The organism is Brucepastera parasyntrophica (assembly GCF_022376835.1).
In the GTDB taxonomy this organism is placed as follows: domain Bacteria; phylum Spirochaetota; class Spirochaetia; order Treponematales; family Treponemataceae; genus Brucepastera; species Brucepastera parasyntrophica.
Genome location: NZ_CP084606.1, coordinates 2341977 through 2367828, shown reverse-complemented (window position 1 = coordinate 2367828; position 25852 = coordinate 2341977). Strand labels below are relative to the sequence as shown.

20 protein-coding genes and 1 pseudogene are annotated in these 25852 nt (G+C 47.3%); 11 read left to right on the top strand and 10 right to left on the bottom strand.

From position 1 onward, the window contains the following. Positions 1 to 62 precede the first annotated feature (62 nt). Entirely contained in the window at positions 63 to 707 is a 645-nt protein-coding gene (locus tag K7I13_RS11250) for an ECF transporter S component (RefSeq protein ID WP_255945693.1), read from the top strand. Between the two features lie 173 nt (positions 708 to 880). Here K7I13_RS11250 and K7I13_RS11245 read toward each other — a convergent pair whose 3' ends face one another. Both K7I13_RS11245 and K7I13_RS11240 read right to left on the bottom strand, forming a co-directional pair. After that, positions 881 to 1171 carry a hypothetical protein gene (locus K7I13_RS11245; RefSeq protein WP_255945692.1) on the bottom strand — a complete coding sequence of 97 codons (291 nt, stop codon included), beginning with the start codon at positions 1169 to 1171 and terminating at the stop codon, positions 881 to 883. Then, a complete protein-coding gene (locus tag K7I13_RS11240) occupies positions 1129 to 3495 on the bottom strand; it encodes a pullulanase-associated domain-containing protein (RefSeq protein WP_255945690.1) in 2367 nt (788 codons plus the stop codon). The genes K7I13_RS11245 and K7I13_RS11240 overlap by 43 nt, the downstream gene beginning before the upstream one ends. A 239-nt stretch (positions 3496 to 3734) precedes the next feature. On the opposite strand from K7I13_RS11240, the gene K7I13_RS11235 reads away from it, so the two are divergent. Further along, complete coding sequence (locus tag K7I13_RS11235) at positions 3735 to 5234, top strand: phytoene desaturase family protein (RefSeq protein WP_305118708.1); 1500 nt, start codon at positions 3735 to 3737, stop codon at positions 5232 to 5234. A gap of 103 nt (positions 5235 to 5337) precedes the next feature. Here K7I13_RS11235 and htpG read toward each other — a convergent pair. Next, positions 5338 to 7253, bottom strand: a pseudogene (gene htpG, locus K7I13_RS11230) (molecular chaperone HtpG). 159 nt (positions 7254 to 7412) lie between these two features. Here htpG and K7I13_RS11225 point away from each other — a divergent pair. Beyond that, positions 7413 to 8429: an omptin family outer membrane protease gene (locus K7I13_RS11225; RefSeq protein ID WP_255945688.1), complete on the top strand. Its 1017-nt coding sequence runs from the start codon at positions 7413 to 7415 to the stop codon at positions 8427 to 8429. A 151-nt stretch (positions 8430 to 8580) separates the two neighbouring features. Here K7I13_RS11225 and K7I13_RS11220 read toward each other — a convergent pair whose 3' ends face one another. The 3 genes from K7I13_RS11220 to K7I13_RS11210 form a co-directional block, all read right to left on the bottom strand. After that, the gene (locus K7I13_RS11220; protein ID WP_255945686.1) at positions 8581 to 9081 is read right to left on the bottom strand and encodes an META domain-containing protein; all 501 of its coding nucleotides are present in this window, start codon (positions 9079 to 9081) and stop codon (positions 8581 to 8583) included. Positions 9082 to 9208: 127 nt separating this feature from the next. Beyond that, positions 9209 to 9688 carry a TylF/MycF/NovP-related O-methyltransferase gene (locus K7I13_RS11215; protein WP_255945684.1) on the bottom strand — a complete coding sequence of 160 codons (480 nt, stop codon included), beginning with the start codon at positions 9686 to 9688 and terminating at the stop codon, positions 9209 to 9211. A 23-nt stretch (positions 9689 to 9711) separates the two neighbouring features. Further along, positions 9712 to 10047, bottom strand: coding sequence for a nucleoside-diphosphate sugar epimerase/dehydratase (locus K7I13_RS11210; RefSeq protein ID WP_255945682.1), 336 nt, complete (start codon positions 10045 to 10047; stop codon positions 9712 to 9714). A 102-nt stretch (positions 10048 to 10149) separates the two neighbouring features. Here K7I13_RS11210 and K7I13_RS11205 point away from each other — a divergent pair, with 102 nt between their 5' ends. The 6 genes from K7I13_RS11205 to K7I13_RS11180 all read left to right on the top strand — a co-directional run bounded on the left by K7I13_RS11205 (position 10150) and on the right by K7I13_RS11180 (position 14742). Beyond that, entirely contained in the window at positions 10150 to 10929 is a 780-nt protein-coding gene (locus tag K7I13_RS11205) for an ABC transporter permease (RefSeq protein WP_255945680.1), read from the top strand. Between the two features lie 8 nt (positions 10930 to 10937). Beyond that, entirely contained in the window at positions 10938 to 11675 is a 738-nt protein-coding gene (locus tag K7I13_RS11200; RefSeq protein ID WP_255945678.1) for an ATP-binding cassette domain-containing protein, read from the top strand. Beyond that, positions 11672 to 12664, top strand: coding sequence for an MlaD family protein (locus tag K7I13_RS11195; protein WP_255945676.1), 993 nt, complete (start codon positions 11672 to 11674; stop codon positions 12662 to 12664). Before K7I13_RS11200 ends, K7I13_RS11195 begins: the two co-directional genes overlap by 4 nt. 12 nt (positions 12665 to 12676) lie before the next feature. After that, positions 12677 to 13585, top strand: a complete 909-nt coding sequence (locus K7I13_RS11190; protein WP_255945674.1) for a hypothetical protein — start codon at positions 12677 to 12679, stop codon at positions 13583 to 13585. A gap of 42 nt (positions 13586 to 13627) precedes the next feature. Beyond that, positions 13628 to 14095: a hypothetical protein gene (locus K7I13_RS11185; RefSeq protein WP_255945672.1), complete on the top strand. Its 468-nt coding sequence runs from the start codon at positions 13628 to 13630 to the stop codon at positions 14093 to 14095. Positions 14096 to 14202: 107 nt separating this feature from the next. Then, positions 14203 to 14742 (top strand): GNAT family N-acetyltransferase, encoded by a 540-nt coding sequence (locus tag K7I13_RS11180; protein ID WP_255945670.1) that lies wholly within the window; start codon positions 14203 to 14205, stop codon positions 14740 to 14742. Positions 14743 to 14777: 35 nt separating this feature from the next. Here the strand turns inward: K7I13_RS11180 and K7I13_RS11175 are convergent, their stop codons facing one another. After that, positions 14778 to 15176, bottom strand: a complete 399-nt coding sequence (locus tag K7I13_RS11175; RefSeq protein WP_255945668.1) for a DUF2004 domain-containing protein — start codon at positions 15174 to 15176, stop codon at positions 14778 to 14780. Between the two features lie 579 nt (positions 15177 to 15755). Here K7I13_RS11175 and K7I13_RS11170 point away from each other — a divergent pair. Continuing rightward, positions 15756 to 16178: a hypothetical protein gene (locus tag K7I13_RS11170; protein ID WP_255945666.1), complete on the top strand. Its 423-nt coding sequence runs from the start codon at positions 15756 to 15758 to the stop codon at positions 16176 to 16178. A gap of 119 nt (positions 16179 to 16297) precedes the next feature. Then, positions 16298 to 17098 (top strand): aminoglycoside phosphotransferase family protein, encoded by an 801-nt coding sequence (locus K7I13_RS11165; protein WP_255945664.1) that lies wholly within the window; start codon positions 16298 to 16300, stop codon positions 17096 to 17098. Positions 17099 to 18232: 1134 nt separating this feature from the next. Here K7I13_RS11165 and K7I13_RS11160 read toward each other — a convergent pair. The 3 genes from K7I13_RS11160 to K7I13_RS11150 are packed head-to-tail and all read right to left on the bottom strand — an operon-like array spanning position 18233 to position 25844. Then, positions 18233 to 20635 (bottom strand): RHS repeat-associated core domain-containing protein, encoded by a 2403-nt coding sequence (locus tag K7I13_RS11160; RefSeq protein WP_255945662.1) that lies wholly within the window; start codon positions 20633 to 20635, stop codon positions 18233 to 18235. After that, positions 20581 to 21066: an RHS repeat domain-containing protein gene (locus K7I13_RS11155; RefSeq protein ID WP_255945660.1), complete on the bottom strand. Its 486-nt coding sequence runs from the start codon at positions 21064 to 21066 to the stop codon at positions 20581 to 20583. Before K7I13_RS11155 ends, K7I13_RS11160 begins: the two co-directional genes overlap by 55 nt. Before the next feature lie 23 nt (positions 21067 to 21089). Continuing rightward, positions 21090 to 25844: a toxin TcdB middle/N-terminal domain-containing protein gene (locus K7I13_RS11150; RefSeq protein WP_255945658.1), complete on the bottom strand. Its 4755-nt coding sequence runs from the start codon at positions 25842 to 25844 to the stop codon at positions 21090 to 21092. Positions 25845 to 25852 lie beyond the last annotated feature (8 nt).

The window sequence follows — 25852 nt, the reverse complement described above, 5'->3', positions numbered from 1 at the left end:
ATCAAAAAGAAAAAAACGATCAGCCTTCCGGGTATTGGAAATTAATTGTCAGGAAGTTGTTTATGAAAAAAAAATCGGAAGTGTACATACGGAAACTGGCCATTACAGGGGCGCTGGGGGCCTTAGTTGCCTTTCTCGGCATTACCCGCCTTGGTTTTTTTCCCTGGTTTTCAGGGGTAACGATAACAGTTCTGCATATACCAGCCATTATAGGGGCTATTCTTGAAGGGCCTGTTGTCGGAGCCGGCGTCGGAGCTATTTTCGGCATTTTCTCCCTTATACAGGCATATCTTTCTCCTATGTCACCCTTTGACATAGCCTTCCAGAACCCGCTTGTATCAATATTGCCGCGAATGCTCTTCCCTGTTGCGGCTTGGGGGATTTACCAGCTGATAAGCGGAGGTGGAAAACAGCGGCTGATCCTGTCGGTAATCATTTCTTCCGTTCTCGCGACCTTTGTGCATACCCTGTTGGTTCTGGGAATGCTTATCCTGACCAATGGAGCAGGCATCCTTCCGGCAGCTCCGGGCAATCCTGTCTGGGCTTTTATCGGGGGCGTGCTTATCGCAAACGGGATCCCGGAAGCCCTAGTGGCGGCGATCCTGACAACCCTGGTTACCGCGGCCTGGCTTGGGACCGCTTCGGCAGTAAAAAAATCGAAACTGTCCCGGGAAGTCGAAAAAATAGAAAAAACGGAAGAAGAATAGCGGCTACCCCGGAATTTCTAGCTTGCAGAATCCGGAAATCTTTTTACATTATGCGGACATAAAAAAGCCGGCGCCTTTTTACCAGCGCCGGCTTTTATTTTTTAATCACTGTTTTAATGCAATCTCCGGCATTTCATATGAAATGCCGGTTCTGCATCTGTCTTTTCCTGATACTACTGCTTGAGGATCACAAAGCCTTTAGCCGGAACGGACGCAGGCAGTGTAGGGGACTCATCAACAATGCCGGTGTCAACTGTAACCACTGTTGTATATCCGGTTGTATCGATTGTGTACGCCGCTGAAGTGGCGTTGAAGTATACGAGATAGTTGTCCGCGGTATACTTGGTAATACCATTGGCAAGCTTTTCCGCGGAAACGGTGGTTCCCGCAGTGAAGGCAGTGGTAGATTTGCGGAGCGCTATCAGACCCTTGTAAACATTGTATACATCCGGATAATCATCCATGAAGCCATCAAGATCAATCTGGTTGATCTCGTCATCTGATTTATAACTGTTCTCGTCACCCTGCTTGGTGCGCATGAATTCCTGGCCGCCGTTAATAAAGGGGTACCCTGGGCTAGGAACACATAGGCCGCGGAGAGCTTATTCTGGGCGCGCAGTTCATCCTGCTGGACGGGGGTAAATTCCGAATACCATTTCCATCCTTTGTAATCCGTTCCATTGTTCAGGGAAATCGCCAGTTTGTCCGCCAGAGTGTAGTTGTCATGGCATTCAACATAATTCAGGGAACGCCCGATTTTATCGGTGAAACCGCCGTCCGCAGAAAGAGAACCTTTCAGTCCGGTAATAATCGCTGTATCTTTGAAAATACCCTGTACATGGCCTTTTTGGAATCCGCCGAATTCGGCGCCCTTTATGGCGTTGCGGAAGTCATCATTGAAACAGGCAACGCCGTTCTCAACGAGATTATTTGAACAGTTATCGATGCGGGCCTTTGTTACCCCGGAGATGACCGGACTGGTTCCGCCTGTCCACGGTTCGCCGTAAACCATTACATTCGGGTCTATCAGCTTCAGTTCATTGTAGATATCCTTCATTGTTCCGGTTTCATGAAGCCCCATCAGGTCAAAGCGGAACCCGTTGATATGATAGGTTTCCATCCAGTGGGTCAGGGATTCCATCATATATTTCTTGAACATGATGGTATTTGAAGCGGTCTCATTTCCGGTTCCGGAACCGTTTGAATATCCTCCGCTGGAATTCATGCGGTAATAATACTGCGGTACGGTCATGTCATACAGGGAATTCTCATTCTGCCCGGCGGTATGGTTGTATACAACATCCATAATAACCGCGATTCCCGCGTCATGGAACGCCTTGACCATTTGCCTGAGCTGGAGAACAGCTTCCTGCCCGCCGTTATTATGATTTTTCACATAACGGCCTTCGGGAACATTAAACTGATAGGGATTGTAGCCCCAGTTATAAGCTTTAGTATCCGGATCTTCGTCATCCTCATTCTTTTCCGCGTAATCAAACATGGGCAGTATCTGCACGTGGGTTACGCCGAGATCAGCAAGGTGGGCGGCAAATTCACCGGCAGGCTGGAGGGCCGCGGTAATATCATCAAATTTACCCAGACTTGTCGGGACAAACGCGCGGGACCAGTCACGGATATGCATTTCAAATATCACGGCTTCCGAATAGGATTTTGTTTCCATACCAGAATTGCCGAACGGATTGGTATAGGTCGAAGACCACCCGGTGGGCTTGGCGGCGGCGCTGTCAATATCGATTATCTGTGAAGCAACCGAATTCGGGGCCGCCGATTTCGCGTAGATATCGCATACCCGGTAGGTCCTTCCCGCATTGGTAATCTCGAAGAGATAGTAGCCGCTTGTCGGAACAATGGTTCCCGACCAGGCGCCGGTAGAGGTATCTTTTGTCATTGCTGTCCGGCTGCCCGCGATAGGCACACTTTCATCAAGAATATAAGAAGAGTTCTTTATCGCATCGACATCAGTCTTGGCGTTCTGCCAGGTGGTATATACAAGCAGGCTGACCTTGGTAGCGAGCGGAGCCCAAACCTTTACCGAACCGGTGGAGGGGTCATAGCCCAGATCAGTACCCGTATAAACGTAGGAACTGCTGTCAATAAAGTCGGCAGTCGGCAATGCGTCAACTGTTTTATTATTGAATGTAACCGCATAGGGGGTTTTTGTTATACCGGTATTTGTGGCATCAAGGGTAATCTGGATAGTCGGTTTGGTTACGGACACAGAACTGACCGTTATAGTGTCGCCCTCCGAGTTTTTTACCACAAGATCGGATGCGTCAATGTTGCTGTACCCTACTATTTTACCGGAAATCACCGTTGCGCTCGGGACAGACAGAGAAGACAGCCCTTTTGCGGCTTCCGGATCGAGATAAATGGTGGAGTCACCATAGGATACATAAAAATCATCATTATCGGTAAGAAGCGAACCGCTTATTATCAGATCAGAAGTCTGCTGGGTACCTCCGCTGTTAAGAAACAAAAAGCCTATCTCTGCGGCATTATCTTTGAGTTTTACCTTATAATATACGCCATACGCATCCGTACCGGCCTGTTTTGTTGCGCCGGACGGCCAGTTTGCGCTGGGTTCGGCAACATCTTTCCACAGCCAGATATTCCATGCCCCGCTGGCCTCATCCATCAGATGGATACGGATGGTCCGGCCGGTAGAGTCGTCCCCGCCGCCGCCACTGCTGCCAGTACCGCAGCTTATGAAAAAAGCCATCAATACAAACAGAAAAATAGTAAAGATATTTCCATACTGTTTCTTCATTACTTAAAGCCTCCTGAGAATACTTTGCTATTGTATATTATAACCCATAATACGGGATTTGTAATATTTTTTTTGATAATATTGTAAAATAGCTGGCAGTATTGCCGGAAATTCCGCACGCAAATCCCTGAACCGGCTGTTCTTACCCGTAAAAACACCCATAACATTGACAGGCCTTTCTCCGCGGGGTAGTCTCTTATATGATGTAACGCTTTTACGGCCTGTTAAGGAGAAAACAGATGAAAAAAGTAATTATAGTCGGAGCGGGTATTGCGGGCCTGGCGGCGGGAGTTTACGCGAGACAGAGCGGATTTGATGTCACCATTCTCGAACAGCATACGATTCCGGGAGGGAACAGCACCAGCTGGCGCCGGGGAGGTTATCTGTTTGAAGGCGGTATGCACTGGCTGAACGGGTCTTCACCAAAAACACCCCTGCATACATTGTGGAGAAAAACCGGCGCGGTAAATGACACTACGCCCATTTATAACAGCGATCCTTTCATAACCTATATTGACGGTGAAAAAAAAGTATGCCTGTACCGTGACCCGGAACGGATGAAAGAACATTTCCTGGAGGTTTCTCCCGAGGACCGGAAGGAAATTATGACATTTTACCGGGACCTGCGGAAATTCCAGAAACTGAAGGTGCCTATTTTTGATCTTTTCGGCCTCAGGGTGCGGAAAAGAACCTTTCCTTCCCTGCCCCTTCTTTTTGACCTGCTGGGGGTCCTTCCCCGGCTTACGGCGCTTAAGAAAATTTCAACTATTGAATACGCGGACCGGTTCCGGAATCCGGCGATCCGCGCTCTGATCAAAAGCTCCGTAAACGGCCAGTTTTCCGGAACATCCCTTATGTTTACGCTCGGCGGTTTTGCCGGAGGAGACGGGGGGTATCCCGAGGGCGGCTCCCTTCAAATGGCGGTGCGGATGGCCGATTTTTTCAAGTCTCTGGGCGGGGAAATCAGATATTCGGCCCGCGTTGAAAAGATCAAAACGGAAAAAGGCATGGCCGGGGGAGTTATTGCCGACGGAAATTTCCTGCCCGCGGACGCGGTTATTGTTACCGCGGATACTCTGACTGCCATAGACAAATTTTTTGACGAGCCGCTCCGGGACCCCTGGATGAATACCATGAGGAAAAAGACGCTGCTCGTAGTCAATACCTTTATTTCGCTCGGCATCGAGGCCGACTTATCGGATAAACCTGAAAAAATGATCCTTCCTCTTGAAAAGCCCTTCACGTATGCGGGCGTAACTGTTTCTTCGGTTACACTCAATAATTACGCGGCATACGACGGTTACGCTCCGAAGGGGGCTTCAGCCTGTACCGTAATGCTGGGCGGCGATACCTATGATTACTGGAAACAGTGCAGAGATGAAGGGACGTATAAAAAGGAAAAAGAGGCGCTCGCAAAGGTCATAATCGAACGGCTTTCGGAAAAACTGCCCGAGATAAAAGATAAAGTCAGGGTATGGGATGTCGCCACGCCCCTGACCTATGAACGCTACTGCGGCACTTACCGGGGGTCATGGATGACAATCCTGGGAAAAAGGATACCGCAGACGCAGTACCCCTGCAAGCCGAAAAGCTTTTCAAATGTGTATTTTGCAGGACAGCGGATGTATCTTCCGGGCGGACTGCCCGTAGCCGTTATGACAGGACGCAGGGCCGTCCAGTATCTGTGCAGAGACACAGGGACCGTATTTGAGGGAAAACTGCAGGAACCGGGCCGATAAATACCGGTATATTCTCGGCAATAAAAAACCGGTCAAAATGACCGGTTTTTTATGTTCCCGCGTCTTTTCCTGCTCCAGCAGGAAAAGATATACTTTGCCCGGCTTATTTTACGAGCAGGCGGTTCATTCTCTTTACAAAGTCCGCAGGGTCTTTCAGTTCTCCGCCTTCAACAAGGAGGGCCTGATCGAGCAGCACAACTGAAACATCTTCAATAAAAGCTTCGTCATCCGTATCCTGGAGTTTTTTACAAATTCATTATCGGCATTGATCTCCAGTATCGGTTTTACTTCGGCAAAACCTGCCTGCCCCATGGCCTTCATCATCCGTTCCATTTGCAGGCTCGGATCATTTTCATCGAAAACTATATATGCCGGAGCGTCTGAAGTCCGTTTGGAAAGGCGGACTTCCTTTACCTGCTCGCCGAGGGCCTTCTTTATTTTTTCGACAACCGGCTTGAATGTTTTTTCCTTTTCCTTGAGCGTTTTTTTGTCGGCCTCATCGGCAAGTTCTTCATCTGAACCGGAGCGGTTAACGGCCTTCAGGTCCCATTCCTTGTACTTTCCGAGCGAAGGAATCACAATCTCGTCAATTTCATCGTTCATGATGAGAACTTCGAAGCCCTTGGTTTTGTATGCTTCAACATGGGGCGACTGGCGCAGCGTTTTTTCGTCCCCGCCGGTTATATAGTAAATAGCCTTCTGACCATCTTTCATCCGGCCCACATAGTCGGCAAAGCTGGCCCAGGCTCCCGCGGTTTCTTCATCAGCGGTTGTCCTGAAACGCACCAGTTCCGACAGTTCTTCGCGGTGGGCATAGTCCCCGTACAGCCCTTCCTTGAGGGGACGGTTATACTCGGTGATGAATTTTTCATACTTTTCCCTGTCGGTATCCGCAAGGTTCTTGAATTCATTCAGAAGTTTTTTTACCGAAGCGGTCTGGATTGCGGTAAGAATCCTGTTCTGCTGGAGAATTTCACGGCTCACATTAAGCGGAAGGTCCTCGCTGTCAATAATGCCCCGGACAAACCTGAGATACACAGGAAGAAGTTCCTTGTCATCATCCGTAATAAAGACGCGTTTGACAAACAGCTTTACGCCGGGTTTGTAATCAGCATGGTACATATCAAACGGAGCCTTCGCCGGAACATAAAAAAGAGTGGTATATTCCTGAGTCCCTTCGGCCTTTGTATGGACATACAGCAGGGGGTCTTCCGAATCATGGGACAGGGTTTTATAAAAGCTTTTATAGTCCTCTTCAGTCAGTTCGGATTTCGGTTTCTGCCAGATAGCGCTCGCGTCATTAATCTGGTCAACCGCCGGAGCTTCACTCGTGACCTTTCCCTTATCATCGAATTCCTTCTTTGTGTAGTGAAGGAAGATGGGAAAGGCGATGTGGTCAGAATAGCGCTTTATTATATCCTCGATTTTCCAGCGGCTGGCGTATTCCCCGTCTTCATCATTAAGCTGCATGATAACGCAGGTCCCCTGGGTACCCTCCGGCACTCCTTCAAGCAGGGGAAAGGCAGTATCGTCTGTTTTTTCCAGTTCATATGAACCCTGACCGTCCGAAACCCATTTCCATACATTTGAATCGCCCGCCTTTTTTGAAATTACTTCAATTTTTGAAGAAACCATAAAGGCCGAATAAAAGCCGACGCCGAACTGTCCTATCAGGTTTGAATCTTTTTTCGCGTCATTTGCCAGCTGGTCGAGAAAGGCCTTTGTTCCCGAACGGGCGATTGTTCCCAGGTTCGAAATAATATCTTCCTCATTCATGCCTATTCCGGTATCGCGGACAGTCAGGGTCTTCTTTTCTTCATCGAAGCTGATGTCAATACGCGGCGTAAAGGTTATTTTTTTGTACGCTTCATCGGACAGGGTCAAATACTTGAGTTTATCAAGCGCGTCCGAAGCGTTTGAAACAATCTCGCGGAGGAAAATCTCCTTGTTTGAGTACAGTGAATGAATTATCAAATGCAATAACTGATTCACTTCAGTCTGAAACTGATACGTTGCCATTTTTGTCTCCTGAAAATTAAAAAAATACCTGCCTTCTTCTGAAATTACATGAATTCCGGAAGAACGGCTCTCTGTTTGAGATTATTTGTTATATTTTAAATGTATTGAGAAAACGCCTGTACGGCAAGTGGTTTTATGCTATAATAATTGCAGTAAAATATGAAAATAAAGCTTTTTCTGCGGTCGGCGGGAACCCTGCTTTTGGCCGTCTTTTTTTCGCTGTATCCCTGGCAGGCCGCGGCCCTGCCGAAAATCACTGTTCCGGACTTCTTTCTGTCGCTGTCGGCAGGAACCGCGCTCGGCGAAGCCCGCGAATTTGTATATTCCAGCGATGTGATTGTAAGCGATCTGGTCTGGCCCATGCTTCCGGTTTTTCTGCTTGACGCCGAAGTCTCGGCGGAATGGAAGGGCGGATTATGGATTGAGACGGGCTTTTCCGCGGGAATCCCGGCAAAAACAGGGACCATGACCGATTCGGATTTTCTCAATCAGCCGGCAAGCGATGAAAAAACCCATCTTTCCGTACACGACGGGTACCTTGAACACGCCTTTGAATGGACCATTTCAGCAGGCTGGGAATTTCTCCTGCGTTTTACCGTCCCGAAAGCGCAAAAGCCCGTTTCAATTAAGCCCGGCATAGGCTTTACAATAATGTCCTACAAATGGAGCGCGGTGGACGGATATACGCAATACGAAAACGCTCCGGGTTCAAAAAATACGGGGGACTATGACGCGTGGAAATCTGATACGGCGAAAACAAATGTATACGGCACCGGGATAACCTACCAGCAGCTTCACTGGATCCCCCGCATAGGTGTTTCAGCCTCTTTTCCCCTTCCGCTGAATTTCACGGTATGCGCGGGCTTCAGCGGCTTCCCGTTTACCTGGTGCAACGGACTGGACAATCACTGGAAAAACGGGGCCGACTATTATGATATTATGGAAAGCGGGTTTCTGGTTGAGCCAGAGCTGGCCATATACTGGGACTACTCGGACCGGGGATCGGTTTTTTTTGAAGGAAAGTGGCGTTACATAGGAAATCTGCGGGGCGACACTTATATCGTTAATACTTCAACAGGGCTTTCATCGCTGTACAAGGCGGAAGACGGTGAAGGTTCGGGAGCCAGGTTCTCCGCGGTCTACCTCAGGGCGGGAGTCAGAATAAGGCTGAACTAGCCGGTTTGTCTGTTGTGGGTTTCCGCCGGATATAGAGACCATAGAAAATAAAAAACCGTCCGGAAAGATACAGGAATCCATTACCGGGCGGTTTTTTCAGTGGATAATCTGTCCGGCATTCGATGTTGCCGGACAGTTTCACCTGTGAAAATCAGATTTCCGAAAAATTCAGGGTTACCGGCTTTTCCACGGCGTCATAGCTGTAAAGGGAAAGGATACCGTCTTTCAGTGCCCATTTGTCCGCCTTTTCGAGATACTGTAAAAAAGTATATTCATTTATCTCAAAGGGTTCATCAAATGCCGCCATCATGGTACTGGCTATCATCCCGAATTTAAGGCTGTTTCCGTCCTGCTCCGCGAGAGTACCAAAATACCGGTTCGGATATCCCTGTCCGGCAAATTTATTGTCGGTATCAAAGGAAAGAGTAAAGGCCTGTACCTGCATGGGCATTGTTTCGTCAGCCTTGGTCAGGGTTACCGTTCCATCCGGGGAAACTATCTCATAGAGTTTCCAGGTTTTCCCGGCGATATCACTGAAAACCGCGGAAGTCCCATCCGGAGATGCCTGAGACGTTTTTGCCGAACCGGCGCAGCCGGCGGCCGCTAAACTGACAGCGGCGGCAATGAAGAGCAGACTTTTCGTAAGTTTCATAAATTTCCTCCTGATTATGGGTTCCCGAAAAACCGGGCAGGCTTTTCGGGGACTCCTTATATACAATATACCATTTTTCCTGTGTGTTTGTTACAGTTCCGGTACTTTTTACAGTTTTTTTTCCGGATCAGGGTTTCCCGATAACAATACTTCCGCCCCCGTCCGGAACAGGGATACAGGCAAAGTGTTCTTCGTCTGCCGCTTTGAGTACAGCTTCCCTTACACCAAGATAGTCCGGATTATCATAATCATGCACCATAATGTAGCCGCCGGAAACCAGGCGCCGGTAAAAAAAACCAAGGGCGGCGTAAACCGAAGCGTATAAATCGGTATCGATACTGACAAAACAGAAATCCTCGGCTTCCAGCCCTTTGGCGGTGTCGGGAAAATAACCTTCCCTGAACGAACATTTTCCGGGATTCGGCAGTATACCGCGGACCGCCTCAGCACTAGTATCGGTGAATTCCCCGGTTCCGGGATTTGAAAAATTGCTTTTTTTATCCGCGGCAAGATCGGATTCAGGGAAACCCTGGAAGGTATCAAAAAGATAGCAGGTTTTATCCGGAAATTCGGCGTTAATATATTTCGCGAAAGCGCCGCGGTACACGCCAAGTTCCGCAACAGCCCCTTTCAGTTCTTTTTGCGGATTTCATCTCCCAGAAGGCGGAGCATATTTCTCCTGGGATCAATATATCCCCGGTAATACGGATCGAGTATTTTTTCACGCGGAATTCCGGTTTCTCCGGTAAGCCGGGCGGTTACGGCCGCGGCCTGAGTATGCGAAATGATGAGCAGATCAAAATCATGGCCGGGTATGTCTGTTTCCGGTATTACCGGAATTCCGAGATAGGTTTTGCCCTGTTTGATGATGCTGCTGTCGATAAATGCCGTCACTTCGGCATCATCCGGCAGGGAATAGTATATGTTTTTTCCCGCGTTTGCGGCGCCCCAGATAAGTATTTTCACGGAATTCTCCTTTTTATAATTTGAAAGCAGCCGCAATGCTATAGAATATTTATATATTATTCTCTGTCTTTTTTTTTTCTAATGGTGTATAATTTGACCTGTATGATCAAACAAATTGGTGCTGCTGTCATAGCTAAGTTTGAAGGTATTTTATATACTATCGGATTTTTCGGTAAAACGCTCAAGGGTCTGGGGCATTTTATTTACCGTGGGCAGGCATCATATAAAATTCTGACCATGCAGATACTCTTTACCTTTGTGGAGGCATTGGGTATTTCTTCCCTGCTTGCGCTGGGAATCGGGGCCGCGGTAAACGCCATCGGCATCCCCTTTCTCGCCAGCCTCTCGCAGGACAAACTTATTTATCCTCTCCTGATTGCCATAATTACCCGCGAACTCGGCCCGCTCCTGACCGCCTTTATTATCATTGCCCGTTCGGCGACCGCAATAGCGACGGAAATCGCCGGGATGGTCATTTCGCACGAAGTTGAAGCCTATATTTCAGTCGGAATTGATCCGGTTGAGCATATCGGGGTACCGCGTTTTCTCGGCGTTACCATCTCGCTTTTTCTGCTGAACATTTATTTTTCCCTGTTCGGGCTGGGAGGTTCATTTCTTGTCGCCCAGCTGTTCAGTTCAATGTCGGCAGCCGATTATTTTGACAATCTGCTGCAGGTTTTAACGCTTTCCGACATTCTTGTTACTCTCGTAAAAAGTATAACCTTCGGCATGATTATTTCAATTATTGCCCTGGTCAGAGGCTTTTCGGTCGAACGCGCAAGCACGGAGGTGCCGGTCGCCGGATTAAAGGCGGTTGGAAGTACTTTTGCCTGGTGCATCCTTGCGGACATTCTGATTTCCGCATTGTATTATATGGTATAACAGTAAAAATGACGGAGCCTATCATTGAATTACAGAATGTTTCCTTCTCGGCCCAGAACCTGCAGATAGTCCAGAATATTTCACATAAATTCGAAGAGGGAAAAACGACCGCCCTTGTCGGACCTTCGGGCGGGGGAAAAAGTACGGTTCTGAAACTGGCGGCAGGCCTGCTTCTTCCGACAGAAGGAGCGGTTACTTTTCGGGGAAAGGATGTTTCCGTGATGAGCAGGGCGCAGAACCTTGCTTTCAGAAAGGCCTCGGCTGTGGTCTTTCAGGATTCCGCGCTCTGGGCGAACCAGTCGCTCCGCCAGATTCTTGAGCTGCCGCTTAAAATCCACTTTCCCCATATGACCTATGAGGCCCGCACCGCGCGGATTACTCAGGTCCTCTCTGAAACGGGTTATAAAAAAGAACTTGATATACGGCCTTCGCAGCTTTCCATGGGCGAACAGAAACTGATAGCTTTTGCGAGGGCAATGCTTTGTGATCCCTCTTTGATTTTTCTTGATGAATGGACCGAGTCGCTTGATGAATCCGCCGGGAACAGGCTGGTCAAAATTATCAAACAGAAAAAGAAGGAAGAAAAAACCATTATCTTTGTCAGCCATGACTTCAGAGTCATCGAAGACCTTGCCGATTATATTTGCATGATTATAGACGGACGGCTGTCCCTGGTCATCACAGGAGAGCAGATTGCAAAAGATGACAGCCTCGCGTTAATAATTGAAAAAGGAATTGCCCTATGAAGTTTAAAATACGGTATGCGGATCAGATTGTCGGACTGCTCACGATTATTGCCATTGCGGCCCTTGTTCTGGTTGTTTTTCTGCTTGGCAGCAAACAGCGGTGGTTTGCCAAGGATTATCTTTTCCAGACGGAGTTTGATTCCGGGACCGGTCTGAACAACGGTATGGCCATCCAGTACAAGGGTTTTACCATCGGCAAGGTAAAATCGGTGAACCTTAACAAAAATGACAAGGTCGATGTGGAATTCTATATTCAGGATACATATTATGACCGCGCCCGCGAAGGCTCGGTTGTTGAACTCAGCGTCAGCCCGATAGGCCTGGGAAACCAGTTTCTGTTTCATCCGGGAAATGGCGTAACAAAAATTCCTGAAGGAGGTTTTATTCCCCGGATGGACTCCGACGAAGGGCAGGCAAGAATCAGGACCGGGATGGTAACCATTCAAAAGAAAGAGGACAGTATTTCAAACCTGCTGACACAGGCGAATACCCTGATTGTCAGGGTAAATTCCGTTCTCGCACAGGTTGATGAAGCGTTCGCGGGGACAGGCGATACATCCCTGACAAAGACTATGCTTGGTGTTGAGCAGACCCTGACAAATGTCGCGGGCATCACAGGAACGCTGGACAGGGACCTTGCCGGTATTATTGCTGATATCCAGAAGATAACCTCCGAACTGGGAGAAGAGGTGGCCAATCCGACCGGACTGATTCCCGCGCTCATTGATCCGGAGGGGGCACTGTTCGGCAGCCTGAACGAGGCGCTGTCGGCGGCGGCGGGTACAATAGAAAATCTCGAAAAAACAACAGCTCTTCTGCCGGCCCAGATACCGCAGATAGCGGGACTTGTCGGAGAATTGCTGACAACGCTCCAGTCCGCGCAGGATGTGCTGACCGCACTGAGCAATAATCCCCTCCTGAAAAACGGAGTGCCTGAAAGGGTGAGCACGGAATCCGGCGGAACAAGTCCGCGGAATATCCAATTCTAACCGGAGATAACAATGACGATACGAAAACCATATTCCGTTTTTTTCAGGTCCCTTTCCGGAAAATGCATGCTGGTCCTTGCCCTTGTTTTGTTCGCCGGCTGTTCCTCCGCGCCGAAACGTCCTGCTGAAATCCTTACAACAAGGAATCTGGCGATAAAACAGCTGGACCTCGCTAACAAGGAAGCTGAGCGGGGCAATTACGATCTCGCGCAGGTCCTTATGGATGAAGCGTGGCGGATGGCGGTCAGCACGGATGATCCCTCCCTCCGGGTACAGGTACAATTATCACAGGGGAATCTGGCTTTTTACACGGGCGATCCTGATGCCGCAAATAACGCTTGGGACGCGGCCCTCGCCGAAGCACAGCGGGACGGGGACAAGGAACTTGTATCGGTTGCAAAAATATACCGGACGAGGGGAGAACTTTCTCCGGATAATGAGGCGTTAAAAAAGCAGCAAGCGGAAAAAGTTATCACAACCATAACCGCGGAAATGGGTAATATAAAAAAAGCGAACCCCCTGTTTACCGCCTATGCCTGGGTGCTTACCGGTTTCGCGCAAAAGGATTTGGGCCGGTGGTCTGAGGCTGAAAAATCCGTACAAAACGCGGCTTCAATTCATGAAAAAGAACGGTACCTGGAACTTGCGGCCTATGACTGGTATGTGATTGCCTCAATCCGCTCAATGGCGGGACAGTATGCGTCCGCGGTTACCGCGCTGCAGACCGCGATTGAGTTCGACCGGCGCGCGGAAAACACCTTCGGGCTCGGAATGGACTGGATGGCGACAGGCGATGTACAGGTAAGGGCGGGTAATATTTCCGCAGCAAAAGACGCATACCAACGCGCATCGGATATTTTCGCTTCGGCGTCTTTTGAGCAGAACGCCGCGGAGGCGGACCGGAAACTGAACGCGCTGTAAGCGGGTAAAATAATTCCGTCCGGAAAACTGCAGGAAATAAGGATGCCTCAAATCAGCAAAGGCGGAAAATTCATATTCGGATGGTCAGTAATAAATAATGACCTCTCCGTCCAATCCCCCACGAAAGCCATAGAAGAATACGCGATTTGCTCTGAAGGGAAAATAATACTGATTTCAGGAAGCAGGGCAACAGGTGGTTTCAGCGTATCAAAAAAAGAATTGCTTAAACCATCAATTTTCAGAAACCTGTTTCAGGAATTTCCCGAACTGGATGCCTGTAATACAAGTGAAGGTGAGTTATACCCATATAAGGGCAGACGATTCGCATGGCTGGAAATAGGTGCCGTGGGAAAAATTACCTTAACGGAAAATTTACTGCGCGGGCTGGAATTACAGAAAGGCGGCAGGCTCTTATCAATACGAAGCAGTAATATCGCATTTACAATGGGACGCCGGGGCCGCCTGATAAACCAGGCAAATGATTATCCTGAAGAAATAGAAATATTTTAAAATGCTTTGCGGGCATCTGCCTCTCTGTTCCAAAATAAGATATCAAAGAAAAATCCCGGCGCGGAAATATTGCAAAAATATTTTTACAGCAGTACAATAATGCATAAATGAACATGATAGAAACTAACAGACTGATTATCCGGTATTTTCTTGAAAGCGACTGGAAAGATGTATATGACTATTTATCAAAAGATGAAATTTACAGATATGAACCGGGCGAAGCCGTATCTGAAAATGAGGCAAAAGTTATATGCAGGGAAAGAAGCGCGGGCAAAAATTTTCTGGCTGTTGTCCTGAAAGAAACCGGAAAAATGATCGGCCATATTTCGTTTTTCAGAAACGGTCCGGAAGAACTGGATACATGGGAAATGGGATTTATATTTAATCCGGAATATCAAAACCGGGGGTATTGTACGGAGGCAGTAAAAAAAGTAATCGCGTCCGAGTTCGCGGTAAACAGCAGGCATAAAATTACGGGAAACTGCAATCCGGAAAACGCCGCGTCATGGCACGTGTTCGAAAAGGCGGGAATGAAAAGGGAAGGCCATGTATCAAAAAACATTTTTTTCAGGAGGGACGAAGACGGTAATCCGCTGTGGCAGGACACCTATATATACGGAATACTGAACCGGAACGAAACCGCCTGACCGCATTTTTGTCAACCGGAACGTCCAGGCCTTTTTCAGCTTTCCTGTGAAAAACCGGTGACATTCAGCCTTTCATCCATTTTCACGCATAATATCCCATCGGAATATTCTTTTGATATCATATAATCAGCGGAAAAATGTATTTCGCCATCCTCAATGCCAAAAAGCAGATCGGGACACCCAAGCTTTTCAATCGCCTTCTGTATATCGAATTCCGCGAACGTTTTTACACCGAATATCTCAAGAAGGTCTTCGTCATCCAGCAGATCAAAATGGCATTCAAAATAATACCGGACCGTTTCATTGCCGGGAAAATTGTCCGCTATTGCTTTTTTTGCCGCCCGGACCAGTTCAGGGTATTTATCAATAATTTCAAGGCAGAGTTTCAGTTTTTCCCCGTAAAGGTTGCAGTCCGATAATGATATATAAGTCAAATAATTTAAGTTATTTGACTATTTCCGATTATAACTATTTCTGATGTAAAGAATCGGATTATTCTTTACATCAGAAACTTACATTAAAGGAGTATATGTATGTCCCTGCCCGCATACTTCACATCCAGAAATTCGAAGTCGCTGGTTTCATCAATAGACAGTTCCCCGAAATACTTTGTCTGATATTCACCCATTTATATTCCTCACTTTTCTTTTCAGTTTAAGCCCTTTCCGTCTTTTCCGCAGCTTTTTTTCTGAAAAGCCGGGCTGCGCAGGATATTCAGTTTTCCGTATCCGGTCAGTTCAGGTTCATTTTCTTCTATACAATAGCTAAGTTTACTATAAACGGAAGGTATGGCAAAAAAACTTTTTCTGGAGCCGAGTTCGTCTTAGCGTAAGGCGGGGTCTATCAACGGAAAGTCTTCAGGCTTTGTGAAAACAGCCGGAACACCGGAAACGGGAAAAACAGAAACCCATTTGCATGAGGAAAAAAAATAGTATAATCTGAAGCCAGGAGCGGCAGTCAGGGATTTCAATATACCGGAATACAGAAAACGGATAGATTATTTTTACGGCATTATGGAACGGCACGCCTGTATCGCGGATGTCCGCCTGGAAGATGAAAAATGGACATTAAAGGAAATGGTTTCCCATTTAATTGATTCGGCCTCAAATAATCACCAGAGGTTTATCAGGCTGCAGCTGGAAACCGCTCTGGAATTTCCGGCCTATGACGCGGAAGAATGGAAGAACACGTCAAAAATATCTTCCTATAGTTATACTTCCCTGATCAGTTTATGGAAAGAATATAATGCCTTTTTATTGCATATTCTGACTGTCATGGATGAAAAAAAGCTGGACAATACATGGATAGTAAACGGGCAGAAATTAACGCTGCGGTTTATAGCGGAAGATTATTTTGGCCGGCACATGGAATGGCATATCGCCTTATTTGATGAGAGGGTCCGGGAGATAAACAGCGGATGCGGAACTGACGCGTAAAAAGGAATTTGAATAAGTAACCGGACAGAACCAATAAGCGAATAAAAAGATATTGTGAAACACAGTCCTGAATAACGAAAATAAAACCCCGGCAGCAAATCCGGGATAAAGGATACACTATGGCAAAAATTATCGGCAGAGGCCGCACCTCGGATGTTCTGGAATATTCGCAGGATAAAGTGTTAAAGCTTTTCCATGAAGAATTCAACTGGGTTGCCCGGGATGAGTACGACTTCGCGCGCTTGGTCCGCTCTCTGGACCTGGCCGCGCCCGAAGTGTATGAACTGATCGAGCTTGAGGGACGGAAAGGGATCGTGTACGAATTCATTGACGGGAAAAGCATGCTTGATGAAATTCTGGCGGCCCCCTCCCAGATAAAAGCGTTCGCGCGTCTACTCGCGTCGGTCCACTGGTCCATTCACAGCAGGAGCAATGACACGCTTGTTCCGGTCAGGGAAATGCTCAGGGACAGAATAGGACAGGCCGGAGATATTACAGAGGAGGAGAAAGAAACCATCTATGCGTATCTGGAAAAACTGCCCGACGGAAACAGTATCTGTCACTTCGATTTTCATCCCCTGAATATTCTTATCGGACCCGGGCTGAAAGCGACCGTAATCGACTGGATCACAGTCTGCAGGGGAAGCCCATTTGCCGATGTATGCCGGACAAGCCTGATTATAACGGCGGCAAAAGCCCCGCGGGACAGGCCCCTGATCAGCCGCCTGATAATAACGCTCTTCAAAAAAAGGCTGAACAGCCTGTACCTTTCGGAATACAGAAAACTGTCCGGATGCAAAAAGAAAGATATAGACCAATGGAAGCTGCCGGTCGCGGCGGCCAGGCTGGCTGAAAATATTCCGGAGGAAAAGGACTATCTGATGAAGATAGTCAGGAAGGGAGTGAAGAAGGCGGCGTGAAAATGGATTTCGGGATTGCAAAAAGGGATAAGTATTTTTTTGCAAGGAAAGCTGAACTCTTTTATCGTATCGGACTATATTTTGCCATACTACAGGTTTATCTTAAATGATCATTGCAGAAAGCGGAACATCCTATCCTTCTTCAAATAAATCAATATGACCGCGATAATTATTTTTGCAATTGCGCAAAACTATTTCCGTAACGCACAAACCAATTGTTTCCAAATTTTTAACAATCAATTCTTGGTTTCGGTCAGTTCAGTTTCTGCTCTTGATGATTTCTCATTCAGCCAGCAATTTTTTTGATTCCAAAAATAATTCAGACTCTCAAGCAGCAGATTTTCAGTATCCATTTTATCCAGCTACTTCACACAAAAAGAGTATTTCATACCTGAGCATCTGAGTAAATTCCTCAGGGGAAAGAACGCAGAAAAAGGAATTATTTATACCATTCCGAAGCACTGCTATTCCTTTCGTTCATGGAAGAAATCAACACAGTTCAATAGTATTTTGAGTTTTATTTCTGTATACACCATTGTTTTCTATTCATTCTCAGGCCACGAATAGGCGGCTTTCTATAGTCATTTTTGTAGCAACAAAATCCGTGATCCTCACAGTACACTCCTTTCAGCCGTTCAGGATTCCGGATGCAAGACAGATATGCAGGTCTATTTAACAGACTCTCTTTCCTTTCCTCTTTGATGATACGTATCAGGATGTGTAAAACCTTTCGCACAGGAAACAGACTGCCATAAGACAGCTGAAATTCCAATAACCATTTCAGTTAGGGAAGGTTTGAAAGACTTATACCCTTTTCTCGAATCAAAAGCCATTGATGAAAGCAGAACGTCCCCGGCGGATTTTCTCTTGTTGCTCCTTGCAAAATTTCCATGAAGCCGTTTTTTCGTGCCATTAACTGAATTTAAGGAAACAGGTTTTCAGGGCAGCAATATCAGTAGCTACGCAGGAAAGCCGATATGCAAGGATCAGAAAGAAGTATCAGGCTTTCCGAGGCAATGGGGTTTTCTTAGCACAAAAGTATGAAAACCCTATATTGTTTCATCGCTGATAAAATTTCAACAAGTATAAAATCCTGTTCAAAAAACTGTACAGAAACTTTATACAGTTATATTTTTATTCTCCTCCACGAGGCCAAAATGGCAAAGATTGACCCGAAATTACAAACTGCATCCTAACTCTGAAATAAACACCGCCGCCAATATCACCACTGAATCCAAATTGAGCATTACCTGGATCGGTGGAAACGTTCACAGATACACTTCCAAAGAAATGGGCTTCTGCAGTTCCTCCAGTAGAAACAGAAACTCCGGTTTTTAAAGAACCTTCGGACCAGCTATCAGTATCTAGACTATTATTCATGGTATATAGTGCATAAAGGATTTCTCCTGTATTACTTACTCCTGATAAGACTTTGATAAAATCCCCTACTATAAATGAGGGTATGTGTACACCACAACCAATCAGTAAGTCTCTATATATTCCAATGTTCCCATTAGTATCGATACATATTCCAAACTCATGACCAAGGCCAAGCGCAACTGCAGCTTTAATAGATTGTATAGGAATATATGTATGCTTCGCATTTGTACCTGTATCATTTGTACCTGTATCATTTGTACCTGTATCATTTGTACCTGTATCATTTGCACCTGTATCATTTGCACCTGTATCATTTGAATTAATTCTAGGAGGGAGTTTTAAATCCTGGTTTGGAAATATTAAATCCGCATTCTTAATTTCATTATACGCTGCAACTTCATCAACAGTATAGTTAGTATTATATTTATCATTATGAGCAGCAAGAAGTTCCGACATTGAGTCCCCTTCCTTAACCGTAATGCGCTCAGTATTCCTCCCTGTTGGATCTGTGTACCTCACTGGGTTATTGCCTGCGTAGTGGTACAGATGCAGGTTCACCGTGTTATACACCCCACCCATCCCCGGCAGCTGTGAATTATTACCTCCTGCCCCCGGTATGTACGCTCCCAGAGCCGGATCCGTACTCAGCCACCGACTGGTCTTCGGGTCGAGGTACCGCGCCCCATAGTAATATAACCCGGTCTCTTCGTCCTTCTCCTTCCCCGTAAACCTATACGGGATGTCTATATTGCTCGCCGTACTCGCCTTCTCTATCCACAATTCCCCATACGGCGTGTACTCTATTCGCTCGTATTCCTCTCCATCAGCGTTCGTGATTAACTGCGCACTCCCCAGGTGGTCACTGTGGTACCAGTACTGCTTGACACGCTCCTCATTTGTAAAGCTCCCGTCGGCCCGTCCTATCTTGGTCACCAGACGGCTCTCTCCCACATAAATGTGCTTGCTGTTCTGCCCGGCCGCGTTGCTCACCTGCCCGTCATACCGCCACGTCCACAGCTTATTGAAATACAGCGTCTCACTCTCTGTCGACCCGCTTCCTCCCACACTGTACTTTCCGCTCCGCTGGCCGTCAGCTCCATACGTGTACACCACAGTATACCGGCTGTCCCGGCTCCGTTTCAGCTGGTTCCGCTCGTTCCACGTATACTCACGCTTCCACGGACTCTGCGTTCCTCCGGTACCGCCGCTTCCTGTGCTGGGGTCCTCACTCATCCCCCACCCATGGTCGGTCACATACACCTCGTTCCCGAGTCCTGTCACCGTGTAGTTCCGGTTCACCGGCTCTCCTTTGGTAAACGGCCCGTCCTGCTCCACGGTCAGGTTCCCGCTCGCGTCATACTGATAATACCTCCCACCGATACGGCTCACCCGGTGTACATACCCCGCCTCATACTCATAGTCAAGACTATAGTTTAGGTCGTCTCCCAGGATCCTCCCATCACTCTGGCTCGAGGCGCTCACCTTCTCCATCATCTTCCCGAGTCCGCCCTCATCAAAGCGGTAGCTCTGGCTGTAGGCCGCCTGATATTCACCCGTCTCGGATGCCCGGCTTTCTCCCGTCACTCCCGTCAGCTGGTACAGGCTGTCGTAGGTGTAATCCTGCTTCGTCATATAGGCCCCGGCGTTATTTTCATACCCGGACACATTCCCCACCCGGTCAAAGCGGTATTCCATGTTCTGGAGTACGGTCCCCGCGTTCCGGGTCTCTATCCCGCTCAGCCACCGCCGGTTCTCGTCATAAGTATAGCTGGTCTCAACCCCGTTCCCCAGCCTTATATACACCCGCTGGCCCCACTCGTCATACCCTATTTTGTCCACATATACGAACGTCTCTCCCTGCTTCTCGCCCGTCACACGTTCCACGGCCCCGCCGTAGTTGTAGGCATACTTCACCACTTCTCCGTCAGGGTATGTGATTTCTTCCATGCGTCCCAGATAGTCGCTCCGGTACCGCATCTCGGCCGTCTTCACCGTGCCCGTGCGGTCATGGCTCCGCCGCCCCAGCGTCCGCGTCTCCACGGTCACTTCTCCCAGGCTTCCGTACTCATACTCGATACTTCCGCTCTCATCCTCTATCCTGATTACCCGGTCCGCGCGGTTTTCACTTGCCGCCTCGGGACCGCCATAAGTATACACAACGTCCTCACTCTCGGGTAGTCTATTTTTATCATCCGGCCGAAGCTGTCATACTCATACAGGACATGCCTTCCCTTTTCCCGGAGCACACTGGTTGTCACCTTCCACAGCTGGCCCTTTTCGTTGTATTCGCCTTCCTCACGCCCCGAGTCAATACTTTCAATGGCGGTCCGCCGGCCCAGAAGGTCATACTCAACCGTCACCGGGTTCCCTTCCGCGTCCCTTGCCTCGAGGAGTTCTCCCAGGGCATTGTACAGATACGTTGCCTTCGTAAGGATCGTTGTCTTCTCTCCTTCCCACCGTTCCACACGGATGATATTCTCCCGTCCGTCCCGGTACTGCACAACGGTGTTCCCCAGCGGGTCGACCGATTCCATATATGCGCGGGCCGTTCCGTCAAGAGCGCGTACCCCGTACCGATTTTCGCTCACACTCCCGTCCGGAAGTGAGAGCTTCACCGGTCGGTTAATCCCGTCGTATGTAATCTCCGTTGCCAGAAGGAGATTAAGAAGAGTAGGTTTTGTATCGAGCAGGTCCCGATGCTGTCTTCTCCCACAAAGTACGGCTGCCCTCCTCTGACCACCCTGCCCCGCCCGTCATATTGAACAGCTCCCGAGACGTTCCAGCCAAACAAGTCGTTTCCTGTACCCGGGTTATACACTTCTCCTGCCTTCGCCGTCCGCCGTACCCGGCCTATGCCGTCAAGCTCAGTCACTGTGAGCATGACCCGGCTGTCGCTGCTGTCCGTCGTTATCTTGTTCGAGGTGACCGCGTACCACCGAGACTCCTCCGGTGTGTGATATTCATAGGAGACCGCGGGGACTGTCCCCGTATCATAAGAAGTCCTCACCTCCGTGAGCCGTCCCTTCTCATCGTATTCGTACCGTATCGAGTTACCGTTCGAGTCCGTTTCCCTTTCCTTGAGGCCGCGCGAGGTGTTCCAGGCTATGCGGCTCACGTATGAGGCGCCGCCGCCAGTCCGTGTGATTTCCTCAAGGTACTGGTTTAGACCGCTGTCATACCGGTAGGAAAGGCTCACGCCCGCGCTGTTGGTCATGCTGCTCATGTTCCCGTACCCGTCATAGGTGAACTCATGTGTGAGGTATTTCCCCTCATTCCAGTACTGCCGGAGTTTTACAAGGGAGCCATATTCGTTATAGTCTCCCTCCCTGACACGCACTATCTTTCCTCCGCTGTCACGGATTTCTATGCGGGACGGGTGGCTGTGGAGATACTTCGAGTCGTTATGCCAGTAACTGATACGCGCCTCAAGGTTGTCAGAGGTGTCCTTGATATCGCCGTCATCATACAGGACGGTGACGTTTCCCCATAAGACATCATACTCATACCGCTGCGCGCTTTCAAAATATGTTCCGTCTTCGTCATATACGCGGCTGTAGCTTTCCTTTATACGGGCGTAAGGAGCCACATCCGGTATCTGTTCCTGGCTTTGTATCAGGACGCCGTTTTCGTCATAGACACGAAGCTCCTCTTTTATGCCTTTCCGGTAATACTCGTCATTGTAATACTGGACTTCCGTGCGGCTTTTATCATGGTATTCTTCCGTGCCATACCGGGCCGTAACGGTTCTGAAGCCGTAGAATTCTCTGACAAGGCGGTCATAATAGCCGTCTTTATATTCAAAGCGCCGGATGTATTCCCATCCGCTATTTATAATTGAGTCCTCAAGGTCATCGCGGAGCGTTACCTGACTTAACACCTGCCGGCTCTGCGGCATGTCTGTCGTGTTGCCGATGGACATATATTCGAGTTCGTAGCTCCCGCCCTGCGGGAGTATGATTTTTTTCAGGAGCCCGATCTGGGCCCCAAGGTTCCGTTTTACATAGGTTTCCTTGCCCGGGATGCGCAGCACCTGGTCCACATACCCGTCGCCATCGATGTCCAGCATCTTCACCGTTACGCTCGTCGTGCCTACCCCTCCGTTCACCCCCGCATTTGCGTTAATACTCATATTAATGGAAATAAACCAGACTTTTATCGAGACCGTTCCCCCGGTGTTAAGTCCGCCGTTAATTCCAAAATTTATTGTAGCTGAATAGTCTATTTCATTCACAAGATCTTCGTTGCTGTCGGAAGAACTAACACCATTAATGCCAGGGTTTTCAAAAAACAGACCTATAACAGGGATGTCATTCAGTGCTCCCTGATCAGGACGTGTTTCATCTGCGTTAAGTTCAATGGAGCCAAAACCCCATCCAGGCATATATATTTCTTCCGCTGCCGTGAAACCCGTCCCCATGTTATACTGTACGCTCAGCGTATTCCCATTTCCTTTTTTTACTATGTCAGGCAGTCCGTCGCCGTTTATATCAAGGAGCATTTCTTTAGTTCTTGATCTTGAAATACTGGCATTTACACCGGCCCCTATTCCTACAGAGACTATAGTAGTATTGTCGCCAGTTGTCATACCGCTCGCATTTGTTCCCGCCCCTACACCAATTGATTTGCTGTCTGCCAGCAAGCTGCCTTTATGTATGGAAAAATTATCAGGCGCTCTAAAATCATAGACACTATATGCATATCCCGTCCCGAGCTTTACTGTTTCGCCATTAATATAATCATCAATCCCGTCGCCGTTTATGTCGAGCATTCCTATGCTCTGTTCATTTGACCCTTCTCCATGCCCCATACCGAAAGAAGCGCTTGCACTCGCGGGTATTGTCATTCCTATAACTCTGTTTGTTACTATATCCCGAATTGTCTCTGCGGTTGGGCCGGCGCTTGCACCGATACCGCTCGTTTCCACTCTATTATCAGTCCGGCTCAAAACGCTGTTGCTTCCGTACAGGTCATAACGGTCCCCATACTGGATGTATTCCCCGGCGACTCTGCTTCCGTACAGGACGGACAGCTTTGCGCCGTTGCTGTATATAATGTCAGGTATTCTATCTCCATTAATATCCCGGATATCCTGGATTGTCTCTCCATGACTTGTATTTATACTTGAGTTCAGCTGAACAACCGTAACATTCCCCGCCCCTCCAATTTCATCTCCCGCGCTTCTGTTTTTGCGCAAAGTCCCTATGCCTGAAAATGATTGGGGCGGTTTTATTCCAGGCAGCTTATAATATATATCCCCTCCCTGCCGGTTAACGTGTATATAATCACCATCGATAAATGGGAAATAATATGTCGCTTCCGTTTTTATTTGCCGTTCTCCGCCGTCCCAATCCATTGTCTGAATGCTGGATATAGACATTTCGCCCATTAAATAATTTTCCGAAAGATCATGGGAGGTTTCCGCCTCAGCCTTCAGGTCCAAATACTGTTTGTTATCATACACTTTTCCCGAATCTTTATCTTCAAAAGTCCCTGCCATTTCATTCAGAGTACTGGGTAAATAAAATATGTGTTCAATCTGTATGGAATCATCCTTTCCTTCTTCATTATATTGAAAGTCATAGTCATCCTGATTAACCTGTCCGGCGTCAACTTTTCCATCAGATCCCGCCTTTTTTTGTTCCTCAAGGTATGATACATCACTGCTACCGGATACATTCGCTTTTTCCTTCATGTATGATTCCTGTTCTTCGGGCTTGTCCTGAAGTTTCTGTTCAGTGACATCCTCCGCAATCTGTTCTGCTTTCCTGACATTCTCATACAATCTTTCTTCACTGAATTTGTTTTGGGCTTCATCACCTATCCAAATGCCATAGAACCAATTGTTTATTCCGCCGTACAGTATGTCATCTGATGGAACAAAGATAGATGGAATAAGTATAGAAGAATCATAACCAGAAGACTCATATTTAAAAACCTGCTGTTTTGACCTGTTTTCCGCAGCATAATCTTCCGCGCTGTCCCATGTCAGCGAAAGAGACGAAATCTTTTTTTCAAGAGATACTTCTTCGGATTCTTCTTTCAGCGATAAACCTATATATCTGAATCTTCCATATTCATCCTCTTTTCTAGCGTCATCTTCTACCGCATAAATATAATTGGCGTCATACCGTATTGTCTTTTTAACCTGCTGGTATTTGTGCAGCAGATATTTTTTTGTTATTGATTGTATGATTCCTATCAGCTGGATTTTCTGAGCATCGGAATTATCATCTTCGGAAGCATAATACGGGACCAGATTATATACTTTTTCATCTTCGCTGTATTCATAACAGGGAAAGGCAATTTTGTGAAAATATTCCCATTCAACATTGGATAGAAATTCATTTGCGGTATTGCTTTCCTCTCCGGTCAGGACATTCCTTTTGTAGTTTTCTTCTTTAATTTCAAAATAACTTTCAAAAAAATCATCTATAGCTGTTTCAGCCAATCCTTCATTTATATAATAATCAAATAGAGTCACCGTATCTGTTACTGTTATTTCTTTCCAGAACGGATTCCCGATATCATTTGGAAAATTTGAACCGGAGACTTTGAGTTGTTGCAGAAATATATTTGCTTCACTGATTTCCTGTGCGGCAAGATTTTTTCGTTTATATTTTTCTTCCTCAAATTCAAAATTATCCTGAAGAAACCTTTCCACATCACTTTCGTCCACTTCTATCTGATCATCATTTATATAATGACTGAACAAAGCATCGGTTTCAGCCTCAACTATTTCTTCCCAGTAAGCGTCATTTATATCGCAGGGATAATTCGGACCCATATTGTTTATTAGTTCCAGGAATGCGTTAGCATTATTCTTTTGCTCATTACTTAAGGTACTTTTTATTACATATTTTTTCTCAACCGCAAAATAATTTTCATAGAAAGCTGCCGCAAGCTCATTGGTAACAAGTTCTCCGGTAATATAATGGGCAAACAATTCTTCCATTTCCGTTACGGCAATCGTATCCCAGAATTGATTATTGATATCGTAGTGTTCCCGCGAACTTAAATAAGGAGAAACAAATAACTGGTCAAATTCTTCGTCACGCCACAGGACATTCATTTCCGATTCTTCTATTGTTTCGGCGCTTTCTACCGGATCGGTAAATTCCCAGGTGACTTCCGCTTCTGTTTTCCCGCCTGTCTGAAATGTTACCTGTATACTCACTTCAGTATAATCATTATCTGCCGGTATCATTTTAATAGCGTTTTCGGTACTGATTCCATTTACATAAAAAAGGAGTTCCTGATTTTCCGCGTCTTTTTCCGCGTGGAGATACTGTTCGTCGAACTGTCCCAAGGCAATATAGTTTCCATTATTAAACAAACTGCCCTCATTGGCACGTAAACGGACACCCACTGTCTTTC

What these genes read in the sequence shown, in the direction of transcription:
- K7I13_RS11250 (WP_255945693.1), top strand. Translation starts at nt 63, where the DNA reads ATGAAAAAAAAATCGGAAGTGTACATACGGAAACTGGCCATTACAGGG.
- K7I13_RS11245 (WP_255945692.1), bottom strand. Translation starts at nt 1,171, where the DNA reads ATGGATGATTATCCGGATGTATACAATGTTTACAAGGGTCTGATAGCG.
- K7I13_RS11240 (WP_255945690.1), bottom strand. Translation starts at nt 3,495, where the DNA reads ATGAAGAAACAGTATGGAAATATCTTTACTATTTTTCTGTTTGTATTG.
- K7I13_RS11235 (WP_305118708.1), top strand. Translation starts at nt 3,735, where the DNA reads ATGAAAAAAGTAATTATAGTCGGAGCGGGTATTGCGGGCCTGGCGGCG.
- K7I13_RS11225 (WP_255945688.1), top strand. Translation starts at nt 7,413, where the DNA reads ATGAAAATAAAGCTTTTTCTGCGGTCGGCGGGAACCCTGCTTTTGGCC.
- K7I13_RS11220 (WP_255945686.1), bottom strand. Translation starts at nt 9,081, where the DNA reads ATGAAACTTACGAAAAGTCTGCTCTTCATTGCCGCCGCTGTCAGTTTA.
- K7I13_RS11205 (WP_255945680.1), top strand. Translation starts at nt 10,150, where the DNA reads ATGATCAAACAAATTGGTGCTGCTGTCATAGCTAAGTTTGAAGGTATT.
- K7I13_RS11200 (WP_255945678.1), top strand. Translation starts at nt 10,938, where the DNA reads ATGACGGAGCCTATCATTGAATTACAGAATGTTTCCTTCTCGGCCCAG.
- K7I13_RS11195 (WP_255945676.1), top strand. Translation starts at nt 11,672, where the DNA reads ATGAAGTTTAAAATACGGTATGCGGATCAGATTGTCGGACTGCTCACG.
- K7I13_RS11190 (WP_255945674.1), top strand. Translation starts at nt 12,677, where the DNA reads ATGACGATACGAAAACCATATTCCGTTTTTTTCAGGTCCCTTTCCGGA.
- K7I13_RS11185 (WP_255945672.1), top strand. Translation starts at nt 13,628, where the DNA reads ATGCCTCAAATCAGCAAAGGCGGAAAATTCATATTCGGATGGTCAGTA.
- K7I13_RS11180 (WP_255945670.1), top strand. Translation starts at nt 14,203, where the DNA reads ATGAACATGATAGAAACTAACAGACTGATTATCCGGTATTTTCTTGAA.
- K7I13_RS11170 (WP_255945666.1), top strand. Translation starts at nt 15,756, where the DNA reads ATGGAACGGCACGCCTGTATCGCGGATGTCCGCCTGGAAGATGAAAAA.
- K7I13_RS11165 (WP_255945664.1), top strand. Translation starts at nt 16,298, where the DNA reads ATGGCAAAAATTATCGGCAGAGGCCGCACCTCGGATGTTCTGGAATAT.